We start from the raw sequence: 13364 nt of genomic DNA on the forward strand, positions 1-13364 counted from the left end.
GTGATATTTTACTGGTGTGTTGATTAAGAAAAAATAGGTTTATTATTGAGCGATAATAGGAAATCAGAGCTTCTAATTAATTTGGGTGGATAAACATGGTTAATCAAAACACCTGATATTTTAAATATGAAAGGAGTCTTAATATGGGCGCATGGGGATATAAACCATTAGAAAGTGATGAAGGCTTGGATGTAGTCGACTTCTTACAGGACTATATCTATACTTTGGAATCAAATCATATAGAGCTGTCTGAGGTTATTGATGCGATGAAACGAGAGGGATTTTTTGGTGAGAGCTTCGATGAAATTGATTTCTTTTTCGATATAAGTGCAATGGCGCTTGCAGAGCTCTATGTAATGTATCTTGAGACAGGGAAATTATATGACGCTGAAGACGAATTTGAAAAAATACACTCAATAAATGCGGATGAAGAATCATTGAAGTTTATATTAAGATATTTAGCGGATATTAGAGCTGAAGTTCCAGATGCTGATGGTATTAGGGAAATCGTTGAATTATGGCGTGAATCAGAATGCTGGGTTGAATGGAAATCTAACTTAGAATTTCTATTCAATAGAGTTGAAAAGGAAATTATCCATTCTTTAAAATGACATTGGTTGCTACTCAGTATTTTTTATGAATAGAGCTTTTCTTCCCTTGAAATCTTGTAATGATCAAAGGAAGAAAAGCTCTTTACTTTTAGAAAAAGGGAACAGAACTGTGTAAGCTTACATTTAGAATGCTGATTTCAATCCATGCGCACACCTCATTTCTAGAAAGAATCTGCTCAAAGCAACATCGAATAAATGCTGAAGAATCGAATCCACTAGGTTGCTCTTCCCATTCGTTAAAGTATGAGAGGGGGCATAAACAACACTCAAAAGCTTTCACCTAAAAATGTCATCTGAAAAGGTTAATGATACTTATCTAATCGTTTTTTCACTTTGTCGATATATGAAAACACTGCTTATTATTCCAAGTCCACCAACTAACAAAATCCATTTGTTGTTGAAAAAGAGTCCAAACACCAGAATTACACTACCAATAATCCCGCTTGAAAAAGCACTGGATACCATCGATTTTTTTGTTGGTTTAGGGAATTGAATAGAGGTTCCCAGATTTTTATTTCCCCATTTACAAGCCGCGTCCATGATATTTTGTAGTTTGTCTAACATCTTTTTAGCCTCCTAATTTTAAAATACGAAAAAAGAAAACAATGTATTGGACAGAGCACCTAAAAAAGCCAACATTGAAATTGATAAACAAACCATTCCGGCAATTTTTTTCGTCTTCTGTTCTCTATTCTTTTTGGATATTAAAACTAACCCTAAGATTAGTAGGAAGATTGCTGAAATGAAATTAATCGCAATAAAGAAAGGTGCAGTTTCTTTAAGAAAGTCTATAATACTCCAAAATAAACTCATTGCTATCCCGCCTATTTTATATTTGAAAAGATCCTCTACTCAAAAATACTTGCTACCAACTGTTTAGTCATAAATTGAAATGCAGCTAAATGATCGCAGTTCTTTGAAATCCCTTCTTTACTTGCAATACTTGAAAGAAGTACAGTGAAAGTAGAAAATGCTAACTTTTCAGAAACCTTTAATTTAAGATTTGCTCGTTTGATTGCAGTACGAAAAAGTTCACTACTATCAAATGTTAGTTTTTCTTTCATTTCCTCCGATAGTTTACTATAAAATGATGTGAAATCGATCGTTTTTACGTCATAAAGAAATGGTTTGGTTTCGTATTCGTAGTAAAGCTGGATTATTGCTGTTTCAAAACCGGACTTTTCAGGGCATTGTTCAATTCGCTCAATGAAATTTCCATAAATAGTATCTTGAATGTCATACAAAACTTCAAAAAAAAGTTCTTCCTTACTTGAATAAAAATTATAATAAGTACCTGTTGATATTTCTGCTTTCTTACACAATGCGCCAATGCTTGTTTCTTTATAACCCTGTGTAATCCAAAATGCCATACACTCATCTTTCAATTTACTTTTAATTAGAATTTTATCTTCTTCTGAAAAAACTTTTTTTCCTCTTGCCATAAGTGAATACCTCCTTTGTGAATATTTCATATGAATATTCATGTAATTTATTCATATAATACCATCAACAATGATTCTTTACAAGGGATTAAAAATAAAGACGCTAGACTAATATCGTTCATTATATATATCAGCATTTCATTGTATTATTAATTGTAAAAGGGAGTGACTGAATTTGAAGTATGAATTTTGGATTATGGCATCAATTACAGAGCTTGTTGATTTTCCAGATGAAGACAGTGATAATTACACACCTCAAGCGAATTTTCATGAAATTATGAATGCCCTTGATATTTGTGTACCAATTAATGAAATATACGAACATTATTTTAATCAACCTGTACATACTGGGCATGTTTTGGTATTTGCTAATAAACTACAACCAGATACATGTATTGTCTTTGATACTTATCGAGATCCAACAGACCAACACGATATGATTCAATTCGGGTGGAGAGTTAGTGCAGAAAAAGCTAACCTATCAGTAAGACAGTTAGCACGGCGATTTTATGATGAATGCGAAGATGCTGTTCGCTACGAAGAAGGTCAATCCGTACTCTATAAGGTGTTACAGGAGGAACGCTATCCGCGCAAACTATACTATAATAAAGTGTTTGAGCAGCAAATCAAAAGGTACCTATTATGATCACTATCTAATTTTATTATCTAAAAACCATACCCTATTACAGTATTTGTCAGCCAACTGTTGATAGGTGCTGTTAGAATACTACCTATTAAAGAGATGGAATGAATCGGTAATGTAAATATACCTTTTCTGCTATAATTAACGACTATACAGATAGGGATGATACAAATGCATATCGTCACAATTGAAGGTGTACCATATGATTGGTTGAAGCAATTGCAGGAAATACATGCACATGTACGGATTTAGAGATGCTACAAAATAGTGATTTTTAGTAGCTATTAATGCTGAGGAAGTGATTTTACTAGGACGCTCTTCTCATCCGTTAAAGTATGAGAGGGCAGGCATAAATAACATTCAAAAGCTTTCACCTACTTTCATCTGAAAGGGATAACGGACCATAACGATTCTTCTACCTCCTTTGAGAGGTGGATTGTTTGATCGTGTCCATATTTTTTTATCAAGCGAAGGTAAATTGCTGGCTTGAAAATCGGACCATTCAAAGCCCGTCTCAAATCCTACGATTTCGAAATTATTTTTGTTTAATTTTATTTTATCAAGTATTTTATTACATGCCGGACATGGAAAAGCTATACTGTTATCATTCATTATAAATCCCCATTTCATTTGTTTTATTAATTGTAAAAGGAGAGATTGAATTTGTATTATGAATTTTGGATTATGACATCGATTTCAGAACTAGTGCATTATCCCGACGAATGGAAAGATGAATACATACCTCACCCGAACTTTAAAGCGATTATGGATGCTATTGGTATTCGTGCACCAATCGAGGATATTCACGAGCGTTATTTTAACCAGCCTGTACATACTGGTCATGTCCTAGTGTTTTCCAATAAACATGAGCCAGGTACATGTATTGTTTTTGACACTTATCGAGACGCAATGGACCAGAGCGATATGATTAGATTCGGATGGAGAATCAGTGGAAAAGAAGCTATTGAATCAGTAAAACAATTATCACGGCACCTTTATGATGAATGCGAAGATGTCACAGTATTCTACAAGGAAGGTCAATGTGTTCTTTACGAGGTACTGAAAGAAGAACGTTATCCACGTAAAATTTATGATAAAAAGGTATTTAAGCAGCAAATCAAAAGATACCTAGTTTGAGATAACTGTCCTGTTATCTCAAACCGAAAAATCATCTGTATAGTATCAATATCCTTTATTTACGGGTGCGGGCATATTTTTTCGATAAATAATCTAAATACTCCAGCCTAGTGAGCCCACCTGTTTGACGGTTGAATTCATCGTATGTAATATCCTTTGGAAAGCCAAATTCCGCCAGTGCCTGTTTGTGCTCCTTGGTGTATAACGGATTATCCAGTGAACGAGACCGAGAAAAAGTATCAAAGCACTTGACATCAATGCCTGCTTGTACGCCATAATTAGAAAAACGGCTTCCCGTCTTAAAAGAAGTTTCTTGTTCTGACTTGCTAATTGTTCCTGTGCCCCAGGAAAGGCGGTAGCGCTCTTCTTTTCCATTATCGATGTTTATACCGTAACCAAGTGGCAGGAGAATATCTGTTTCAGTTAACGTTTTGTGTCCAACTTTTTCATAGCCACCCCGCATAAATAGGTCGTCCATGACAATCAAGGTTTGTTCAGATAATTGGACTGATGTAATATCCTCAATACTTGGGCAACGATTAGTTGTTTTAAACAGATAAGGTCGAATAAAAAGCGGCATCGTCATGACATCATTCCATAGACTATCTTTCGAAAATAGACCATCTTTTTGCATTTGGCGTAGATCTCCAATAACAAGTACAAAGCCGTCTGTGAATAAATCAATTTCAACTCGGAAAATATCTCCTGGAACAGCTTTATAGCGTAAGCTTTTTTTCCTTGTGAGCTTTTCTAGCTGTAAATCATAGTCTGGAGGCAAATTTGACGGATACTGATGTAGCCACTCAACGATTTCCTCTTTGCTCGTTAAATTCTTCATGTTGGTCAGGGGCAGTGAGAAATAGGTTTTCATATTGCGAGCGTTAATGTGGCTAGATGGCGGGTCCTCGGTACGCACGCCAGCAGAAAAAATAACCCCGTTCGCTTTAACGCTGGAAATATTGGTATAATTCAATTTTTTCTCTTTACCGCGGGCAGTTTGAGGGAGAATTACTTCACAATTTCTTGTCGGGATCTCTACATCCGCTTCTTGATAAGCTTGCTCATTAACGAAGATACGTTTTTTTATGATATCACCGTCCACGCAAATGTAATAATCATCTCGGATTTCAATCGTCCCCCAATGCTCTTCAATGGGATGTAATCCGAAATAAGGGCGAAGCGTATTTGTTAGCCAACTGTTTAATTGTGTCATAAAATTACCTCCTTTTATTAATCAAAAGTGATTATGTCAAGTATACTTAATGCGACTTGCAACGAAAATATATAATATGAAAATATCCATAAAATAGTTAATTTTGATTATTTAGAATGATCACAAGGAGAGAAGGTAGGAAAAATAAACTAAGAATAACCCCACAGCATCTCTATGAATTCACCTTTTTTTGCAAAATACTACAACACGAGTGAATATGAATGTTCAACTTTGTAGTTAAACCTTTTCTGCTATAATTAACGACTATACAGATAGGGGTGATACAAATGCATATCGTCACAATTGAAGGTGTACCATATGATTGGTTGAAGCAATTACAGGAAATCCATGCACATGTATTTGATGGAGCAAATCTACCACTAGAAAAACTTGAAAGTAAAGAAGGGCTAATTTGTTTATTAGCAGTAGAGAATGAGGATATAATAGGTTTTAAACTAGGCTACACACATCCCGATGGTGTTTTTTATAGCTGGTTAGGTGGTGTACATGAAAAGCAACGTGGTCAAGGAATTGCCAGCCGGTTAATGAGGAAGCAGCATGAACATCTTCAAGCTCTTGGCTTTAATAAAGTTCGTACATATGGTAGAAATGAGCGAAAGGCAATGCTTATAACAAACTTGAAACACGGTTTTGACATTGTTTCAACATTTGTTGATCATAAAGGTAGACATAAAATAGTGTTTGAAAAAATATTGGAATAGGAGTTTTATTAATGAAGGCATACTTAGCAAATGGATTATTTTCTTTAGGAGATCGTTTAGTCAACGAGCAACTCGCTGCAGCAATTAGAGAGGCAGTACCAGGTATTGAATTATATGTACCGCAGGAGAATGACGCGATTAATGATAAAACGGCATATGCAGATAGTTTGGCGATTGCACAAGCGGATTTAGAGATGCTACAAAATAGTGATGTTTTAGTAGCTGTTTTAGATGGCGTTGAAATTGATTCGGGTGTGGCAGCAGAGATCGGTGCATTTGCCATGTTGAATCGACCAATCGTTGGTGTATTTACAGATGTTCGTCAACAAGGTCGAGACAATATGATGAAAATAGAGGCACTTGTACGCGACGGAATGGAAAATCAATTTGTTTATCGCAATTTATTTGTCATAGGCTTGATTAAACGTAATGGCATCATTACATCTTCCATTGAAGAAGCTGTCCAAGCCGTTCAAAACTATAAAAAATAGCAGTTTAGTATGCTACTTTCAACCTTTCAACAACAGATATTGTAGCAGGACTGAAGGAGAGATGAAGTGAGTAGGTAGAAATGCTCGTTCACTCTCAAGAAATGGTTGCGTAAGCTATGTAGGAAGTAGTGGAGTAATTAGGAGTAATATAATTGTTGGAGAAAGGTTTTGTGAGGCGTTTGTCATGGGTGGTGCATAGGTAAGAGTAAAAAAATAAACTGGTGAGGACTTCAATCGAAAAGATTGGAGTTCTTTTTATGTGTAAAGCCGTTATTCATTGTAAAATTAAAGTTAATTATAACAAAAATATAGTATGTTTAGTCTGTTTAAAGATATTTTGTTGCTAAATTAGTATAGTGCCAATTATACCAATAAAATAGAAATTCCGTAGTTATAAGGACTAATAGTGTCCAAGTCGTTTTGTATAATGGGGGAGTAACTATGTAGAAAGAGTGGGATATATGGTAGATTCACAACAAAATAAAGGCTATCGAGTCATTTCGATGTTTGACAGATTGATGGATGGTCAAGGAATTAACAAAAAACAAGAAGCATTTACACATAATGTTGGTGAAAAAACCATACAACGGGATTTAAATGAAATTCGAGCTTATATTGAAAAAACTAAATTGGATTGCCATTTAGAATATGTGCGAGTAGAAAAGGTGTACCGGCTGACGAAAACAGGAAAAAATATTTTATCAAAAGAGCAAGTGTTGGCGATTGTCAAAATTTTGATTGAATCTAGAGCACTGTTAAAATCAGAAATGAGTGATATTATAGATAAACTTATTTCGATTGTTGCAACTGATAAGCAGGAATTTATTCACAACATTATTTTAAATGAAAAACATTTGTACGTAGATTTAAATCATAAAAAATCTTTACTACATTTAATTTGGTGTCTTTCAGAGGCGATTCAAAAGAAGAAAAGCATTAAAATTGATTATTTGCGTGAAGGTGAAATAATTCCTAAAGAAAAGATCTTAAAACCGCTCGCCGTCATTTTCTCAGAGTACTACTTTTATTTAATTGCTTATGATAATAAGCATGAAAAGGATTTGCCAATTGTCTATAGAGTCGACTGTATACAACATTTTCTTGAGCTAGATAAAAAGTTTCAAATACCATATGCCGAGCGTTTTCAAGAAGGTGAGTTTCGTAAACGTATCCAGTTTATGCATGCTGGCGAGTTGATGCGTATAAAATTTATATTTAAAGGAGCATCTCCGCAGGCTGTATTAGATCGTTTACCAACTGCAATAATAATATCCAATAAAGATGGGCAATGTTTATTTGAAGCAGAGGTTTTTGGACGTGGTATTAAAATGTGGCTACTGAGCCAAGGGGCAAACATAGAGGTGTTAGAGCCAATTGAGCTTCGAGAAGAGATCATTGACACGATTCAATCGATGCAGCAAAATTATCGCTATATAAACGTTTAATATGCTAGAAGGTTACGTATGTAAGTGGTAAAAATCCGCGTAGACTATAAGCGGATTTTTACCATTGGCATGGTATTTATATTTCTTAAAAAAGTTCCTCAATAAAGGTCATATTAAAATCCCCTAAAAGGTCATAATCTTTCATATAGCTTTCCTCATATAAATAAACAAATAAATGCTTTTCGTCATCCAAACGTAAGCCAACTTCACGATTATCATTAATATGCAATGTTAACCAATAAGCCTCATCATAATCCGAATTGGCAAAATAGACCTTACGAAGTGGTTGGTCATCTAAATTTTTCATAATTTGATTGATTTTTGTCGCATCTGTAATAGTGATTGTTTTTTCATCAGAAGCTCGAATTACTTCAATTTCTTTAATTTGCTTGATATCAAGTCGTTCAATAACCTCTTCGTCAAAAGTTGAATCACGAGTTAGCAGCATTGTTGAAATAAATAAAATGATAAGAGGTAATAGGATAGCGATTAATACTTTATATCTTTTTTTCATGTTAAACTCCTTAAATTCTAAAAATTCGCACATATGTATTATTTTCCACGCTATAATTGAGCATATACTGAAATGATAAAGGATGGCAATTAAATGACACATAATTATGAAGAAAAAGAGATATTTTATCCAAATGGTATATTAATGTATCGTGGCGGTGTAAAGAAGAACGACTTTGGACATGACATTTATGATGGAAAGGGGACGTTATTTGATCAGGAAGGTGAATTGTTATTTGAGGGTGAATTCGCCAATCATATGAAGCAAGGTAACGGCATCATGTATTTAAAAGGACAAATGATTTATCAGGGCGAATTTATTCAAAATAAAAAACAAGGAAATGGTATTTTATACAAAGGTGGTAAGGTCTATTATGAGGGGCATTTTCGCAATGATTTAATGGAAGGTTACGGAATTTTGTATTATGAGGATGATGTTATTGCCCCGTTTAAAGAGCTTCGTGCACAGTATTCACATTTAAATCAGCCGCTATATGAGGGTGATTTTGTCCATGGCATGAAGAAAGGAAAGGGAAAACAATATTATCCAAGTGGTTTTTTACAATATGAAGGTGATTTTATATGGAATCATATGCAAGGTGCAGGAAAGCTTTATGATGCTCCAAAGTCGCCAAGTGCTAAGGAACTTGCAAATGGTTTAACAACACTTCAGTATGAAGGCTATTTCTTTGAGGATTTGAAGCACGGAAAAGGAAAAGTCTATTCCAGACAAGGCGTTATCGAAGCGGAGGGTCAATTTAAAGAGGATGCTATGACAGGACATGGAACTCTTTATTACGCTAATGGACAGGCTTCTTATATCGGGGAACTTGTAAATGGTGAAAAGCATGGTCGGGGAGACTATTTTAATGAAGAAGGGAAAATTATTTATAGTGGTGAATTTATCAATGGTGAACGTTTACGAATAACACCAGAAATTGAGCGAGAGATTGAAAAATTACAGAAGCAGCTAGATGGACTTGTAGGGCTTCCTAATGCCAAGAAGGAATTACATAATCTCATTAACTTTATTAAAATTCAAAGCTTACGTGTCGACCATGGCTTAACAAGCTTTCCGATAACATATCATCTTGTGTTCTCTGGGAATCCGGGTACAGGAAAAACGACCGTTGCCCGTATAATAGGCCAACTATATAAGCATCTTGGTGTACTTTCAAGCGGGCATTTTGTGGAAACAGATCGTGCGGGCTTAGTAGCAGGATATGTGGGTCAGACGGCTTTAAAGGTTCAGGAAGTTGTGAATAAAGCAAAAGGTGGCGTACTCTTTATTGATGAAGCCTATGCATTAATCAATGATAAACAAGACGCATTTGGAAAAGAAGCGATTGATAGTCTATTAAAGGCGATGGAAGATTTACGTGATGATTTAGTTATCATTGTCGCTGGTTATAAAGAGCTCATGGAGGAATTTTTATTAGCCAATCCAGGGTTTAAGTCACGCTTCAATCATTTTGTAAAATTCGATAATTTTAGCACGGATGAGCTTTATGATATTTTCGCCATGCTATGTAAAAATAATGATTATCAATATGGTGAAGCATTTGCACACCATATGAAGGCCCAGTTGCATCAAATTCCAGTTGAATCCATTCCAAATTTCTCAAACGGTCGTTATATTCGAAATTTATTTGAAAAGCTTGTGACGATTCAATCCAACCGTCTCATTCAACAGGAGAATATTACGAAAGATGAATTAATGGAATTTGCAGAAGAAGATATTTTACTAGGCATAGCAGAAAATCTATTTGATAATACATTTTAGTTGTTGGGAACCATGGCCAAGGTAACCTAAAAACCTTGGCTTTTCCCACAAAGAAATAGGAAAAGAGGAAGAATAATAATGAAAAAATTTGTGTCAATAATTTTAGTATGTGCTTGTATTTTACCAAGGGTGATAACGATTAATGTAACGATTAACAACAATATCAAAGTTCATAAAAATAATCCGAATGAATAATTGAAGCCCAGCACCAAAAGTTGTGGATGACATTTTTTAAAATATATGCCCTGTATATTGTTGATTGGAGTGGAGGCTGGGCGACTCCTTGGGGATCAGCGTCACAGGTGAGACCCTGGAGCGAGCAAAGCGAGTGAAGCGGCTCATCGGACGCCCCCAGGAAAGCGCCCAGCCGGAACGGAAATCAACCACACGTTTTGGTGATGAGCTGAATAATTGACAAAAAATGAAATTAATTGTAATCTAACATAAAACATACGGTGCCGTATTTTACTGGAGAGATGACATGCAATTAACGAGAGAAGATTGGATAAAAGCAGGATTACAACAATTAGCTGATGAAGGAATACATAAAGTTCGCATTGAAGCACTTGCTCGATTGCTAAAAATAAGCAAAGGGAGCTTCTATCACTATTTTCGTGACCATCAAGAGCTGTTAGATTCTATGCTCGACTATTGGGAAATGCATGCAACAAAGCTGATTGTACAAAGTATGGAACAAGAAGATGCCTCATTAGAACAGCTATTACAAATTAGTTTTAATCGAGATAAAAAAATGGAAATTGGCATTTATACTTGGGCTAAATATGATCCTGTTGTGGCAACGCGTTTAGTAGATATTGAAGAACAGAGAATTTCTTGTGTTGCAAAATTGTATCAAAAAATGGGCATAGACGAGCCGGAATCAATGGATCGAGCGAGACTTGCCTATTTAACGTATGTAGGATGGATGACAAGATTTGAAGCAAATCCTAATTTTGAAATTGAAAAAATGGTTGAGCTTTTAACTTCTTTCAGCGGGAGTCCAAACATCCGTTGAAATAGAGGAACTTAGTCTAAAAATGCCACGTCCTGTGGAAAAAACATCGTGTTGCTGTCGCTTCGCTTTCGCACAAAAAACATCGTGTTGCTGTCGTTACGTTAGCACTGCGCTTTCGCACAAAAACCATCGTGCCGAGGCATAATTGATTATTCGATAATTAATGTCCCTAATAAGGTTATAAAGCCTGAAGGGACAACATTTTTACTATAAACATACGCTTGTGTATGTTTTGTTTGAATTACTACATTGGGGGCGAGTAAATGAAATTATTTGTAATATTAGTAGCTGTAGGACTTCTGTGGTTTATCAGTTTGTTGCATATTTATTGGGCTTTTGGAGGTCGTTGGGGTTCTGCAGCTGCTATCCCAGTAAGAGAGGGAGAGCATAAACCTGCTTTTACTCCTAGAAAATGGGGGACATTGTTAGTTGCTATTCTTATTTTCATGGCGAGTGTCGTTCTTGTTGTTCAAGGAGGGTATTTGCAAGGTTATCAAGCAAATGGTTTATCTAAAATCGGAAGTGTTGTCTGTGCTTTCGTTTTCATTATTCGGGCAGTCGGCGATTTTAAGTATGTTGGATTTTTTAAAAAAATAAAACACTCACAGTTTGCTAGATACGATACTTGGTTTTACAGTCCATTATGTTTATTTTTGGGAATTGTCTATATTATTCTATTGTATTAATATTAGTCATAACTAGGGAGAAATTATAGGGGGAAACAATATTGAAGAACCAAACGATTTACTTACTTCGTCATGGTGAAACTGAATTTAACACACAAGGACGATACCAAGGAGAGCTCGATTCTCCATTAACAGAAGCTGGTATACATCAAGTACAACAAAATGCTCTAATGCTGAAAAGTTTGATTGGAAATCCTAACGAATGGAAAATTGTGTCGAGCCCATTAGGAAGGGCAATGCAAAGTACTGAAATCATTTGTGAAACAATTGGATTTGATTTGAAGAATATTGAAAAAGAAGGTCGCTTAACCGAGGTTGCTGTGGGGCAATGGGCAGGGTTAACAACGAAAGAAATTGAAAGTTCTTGGCCAAACCTTTTGCATAACACAGACGTGTATAACTGGTATTTTAATGCTCCTAATGGAGAAGCTTTTGACTTGGTAGTAAGCAGACTAAGTGCTTGGCTAGAAGACATTCAACATATACCGAAAGTTATTGTTATTTCCCACGGTCTAACAGGTCGCATCTTACGTGGCATTTATGCTGATCTAAAAAAGGAAGATGCACTGAAGCTAGAAGTATCTCAGGATGTATTTTTTAAATTAGCGAATAAAAAAATTACAAGAATTTGTTCAAATTTCGATGATTTTTATGAATGAAAAAATCAATTCTTAAGAATTTCTTCATCAATCTCCTACAGGAATATTCAGAAATGTCTCCTATTATAATGTGTGGGAGGCGTTTTTTTATGAAAAAGTTTGTCGTATTTTGTTGTATATGTGCAGCTGCATTCTTTTTTTATTATACAAATAACACAACGCAACATTCGCAAATAGACCTATCTTCGTTACATAGCAAAAATGCTTTGTTACTGAATAAAAATGGAGATGTATTGTACGAAAAAAATGCAGATGCCATTATTTATCCTGCATCATTAACGAAGATTATGACAGCGATTGTGGCCATTGAGATGAGTCCTGATCTACAGAAGCAAACAATTGTTGAACCGCAAATGATTTCTAAATTTACTGCTCAAAATGCATCCATGGCTGGCTTTCAGGCAGGAGATTTTGTGACGATTGAGGATTTATTATATGGTACATTGCTTGCCTCTGGGGCAGATGCTACAGGGACACTTGCAAATGCCATTGCAGGTAGTGAAGAGGCATTTGTGACGTTAATGAATAATAAAGCGCATGAACTCGGGATGGACGATACGCATTTTGTGAATGCCAGTGGATTACATGATGACGATCATGTCTCCAGTGTCCGCGATATTAGTAAGCTATTTCGTTACGCTATTGAAAATCCTACATTTTATCAAATTTTGACTTCTAAAAGCTATATAACTCATGTACCGAATGACCTAACAATATCAAGCTCACTTTTGTCAAAATTACCAAATGGGGAAGGTGCAATATTAGGAGGAAAAACGGGTTACACACCTGAAGCAGGCCTATGCTTAGCCTCGATAATCGAAAAAAATGGTGAACAATATATTTTCGTTACGACAAATGCGAATGGGCAAGCTTGGACACCACCACTCCATATTGAAGATGCATATACTGCGTATGACGCATTATGAATGAAAAAAATACGAAAAAATAAATAACTTTTTTAACCGTCTCAATCGTCTTATGAATAGGGTGACTTCATACACCCA

The 13364-nt window shown here is 35.4% G+C and carries 18 protein-coding genes; 12 read left to right on the forward strand and 6 right to left on the reverse strand.

The genetic code is table 11. The features are described 5' to 3' along the window. Positions 1-143: 143 nt before the first annotated feature. On the forward strand, positions 144-611 hold the full coding sequence (locus tag QRN68_RS06165; RefSeq protein ID WP_285395875.1) for a DUF4259 domain-containing protein: 468 nt from the start codon (positions 144-146) through the stop codon (positions 609-611). Positions 612-923: 312 nt separating this feature from the next. Here the strand turns inward: QRN68_RS06165 and QRN68_RS06170 are convergent, their stop codons facing one another. Genes QRN68_RS06170 through QRN68_RS06180 form a run of 3 tightly spaced genes read right to left on the reverse strand, consistent with a single transcriptional unit; the run spans position 924 to position 2053 of the window. Beyond that, entirely contained in the window at positions 924-1175 is a 252-nt protein-coding gene (locus QRN68_RS06170) for a hypothetical protein (RefSeq protein WP_285395876.1), read from the reverse strand. Between the two features lie 18 nt (positions 1176-1193). Beyond that, complete coding sequence (locus QRN68_RS06175) at positions 1194-1424, reverse strand: hypothetical protein (protein ID WP_285395877.1); 231 nt, start codon at positions 1422-1424, stop codon at positions 1194-1196. 35 nt (positions 1425-1459) lie between these two features. Further along, on the reverse strand, positions 1460-2053 hold the full coding sequence (locus tag QRN68_RS06180; protein ID WP_285395878.1) for a TetR/AcrR family transcriptional regulator: 594 nt from the start codon (positions 2051-2053) through the stop codon (positions 1460-1462). Positions 2054-2228: 175 nt separating this feature from the next. Here QRN68_RS06180 and QRN68_RS06185 point away from each other — a divergent pair, with 175 nt between their 5' ends. Then, positions 2229-2699, forward strand: a complete 471-nt coding sequence (locus QRN68_RS06185; protein ID WP_285395879.1) for a hypothetical protein — start codon at positions 2229-2231, stop codon at positions 2697-2699. A gap of 357 nt (positions 2700-3056) precedes the next feature. Here the strand turns inward: QRN68_RS06185 and QRN68_RS06190 are convergent, their stop codons facing one another. After that, complete coding sequence (locus QRN68_RS06190) at positions 3057-3308, reverse strand: hypothetical protein (RefSeq protein WP_285395880.1); 252 nt, start codon at positions 3306-3308, stop codon at positions 3057-3059. Positions 3309-3359: 51 nt separating this feature from the next. Between QRN68_RS06190 and QRN68_RS06195 the strand changes: the two genes are divergently transcribed. Then, entirely contained in the window at positions 3360-3833 is a 474-nt protein-coding gene (locus tag QRN68_RS06195; RefSeq protein WP_285395881.1) for a hypothetical protein, read from the forward strand. 55 nt (positions 3834-3888) lie between these two features. On the opposite strand, the gene QRN68_RS06200 is transcribed toward QRN68_RS06195, so the two are convergent. After that, on the reverse strand, positions 3889-5046 hold the full coding sequence (locus tag QRN68_RS06200) for an immunity 26/phosphotriesterase HocA family protein (protein WP_285395882.1): 1158 nt from the start codon (positions 5044-5046) through the stop codon (positions 3889-3891). A gap of 287 nt (positions 5047-5333) precedes the next feature. On the opposite strand from QRN68_RS06200, the gene QRN68_RS06205 reads away from it, so the two are divergent. The 3 genes from QRN68_RS06205 to QRN68_RS06215 all read left to right on the forward strand — a co-directional run bounded on the left by QRN68_RS06205 (position 5334) and on the right by QRN68_RS06215 (position 7704). Further along, the gene (locus QRN68_RS06205) at positions 5334-5768 is read left to right on the forward strand and encodes a GNAT family N-acetyltransferase (RefSeq protein ID WP_285395883.1); all 435 of its coding nucleotides are present in this window, start codon (positions 5334-5336) and stop codon (positions 5766-5768) included. A gap of 11 nt (positions 5769-5779) precedes the next feature. Further along, positions 5780-6259: a nucleoside 2-deoxyribosyltransferase gene (locus QRN68_RS06210; protein ID WP_285395884.1), complete on the forward strand. Its 480-nt coding sequence runs from the start codon at positions 5780-5782 to the stop codon at positions 6257-6259. Between the two features lie 461 nt (positions 6260-6720). Continuing rightward, positions 6721-7704 (forward strand): helix-turn-helix transcriptional regulator, encoded by a 984-nt coding sequence (locus QRN68_RS06215; RefSeq protein ID WP_285395885.1) that lies wholly within the window; start codon positions 6721-6723, stop codon positions 7702-7704. Between the two features lie 85 nt (positions 7705-7789). On the opposite strand, the gene QRN68_RS06220 is transcribed toward QRN68_RS06215, so the two are convergent. Next, complete coding sequence (locus QRN68_RS06220; RefSeq protein ID WP_285395886.1) at positions 7790-8218, reverse strand: hypothetical protein; 429 nt, start codon at positions 8216-8218, stop codon at positions 7790-7792. Between the two features lie 93 nt (positions 8219-8311). Between QRN68_RS06220 and QRN68_RS06225 the strand changes: the two genes are divergently transcribed. The 6 genes from QRN68_RS06225 (at position 8312) to QRN68_RS06250 (ending at position 13286) form a co-directional block, all read left to right on the forward strand. After that, complete coding sequence (locus QRN68_RS06225; RefSeq protein ID WP_285395887.1) at positions 8312-10000, forward strand: AAA family ATPase; 1689 nt, start codon at positions 8312-8314, stop codon at positions 9998-10000. A 283-nt stretch (positions 10001-10283) separates the two neighbouring features. After that, the gene (locus QRN68_RS06230) at positions 10284-10415 is read left to right on the forward strand and encodes a hypothetical protein (RefSeq protein ID WP_285395888.1); all 132 of its coding nucleotides are present in this window, start codon (positions 10284-10286) and stop codon (positions 10413-10415) included. A gap of 66 nt (positions 10416-10481) precedes the next feature. Beyond that, the gene (locus tag QRN68_RS06235) at positions 10482-11015 is read left to right on the forward strand and encodes a TetR/AcrR family transcriptional regulator (RefSeq protein WP_285395889.1); all 534 of its coding nucleotides are present in this window, start codon (positions 10482-10484) and stop codon (positions 11013-11015) included. 263 nt (positions 11016-11278) lie between these two features. Next, positions 11279-11701, forward strand: a complete 423-nt coding sequence (locus tag QRN68_RS06240; protein ID WP_285395890.1) for a DUF3995 domain-containing protein — start codon at positions 11279-11281, stop codon at positions 11699-11701. A 41-nt stretch (positions 11702-11742) separates the two neighbouring features. After that, positions 11743-12360, forward strand: coding sequence for a histidine phosphatase family protein (locus tag QRN68_RS06245; protein WP_285395891.1), 618 nt, complete (start codon positions 11743-11745; stop codon positions 12358-12360). A gap of 89 nt (positions 12361-12449) precedes the next feature. Then, positions 12450-13286: a D-alanyl-D-alanine carboxypeptidase family protein gene (locus QRN68_RS06250; protein ID WP_285395892.1), complete on the forward strand. Its 837-nt coding sequence runs from the start codon at positions 12450-12452 to the stop codon at positions 13284-13286. The last annotated feature ends 78 nt before the right edge of the window (positions 13287-13364 follow it).

This window comes from Lysinibacillus sp. fls2-241-R2A-57 (assembly GCF_030209535.1).
Taxonomy (GTDB): Bacteria; Bacillota; Bacilli; order Bacillales_A; family Planococcaceae; genus Lysinibacillus.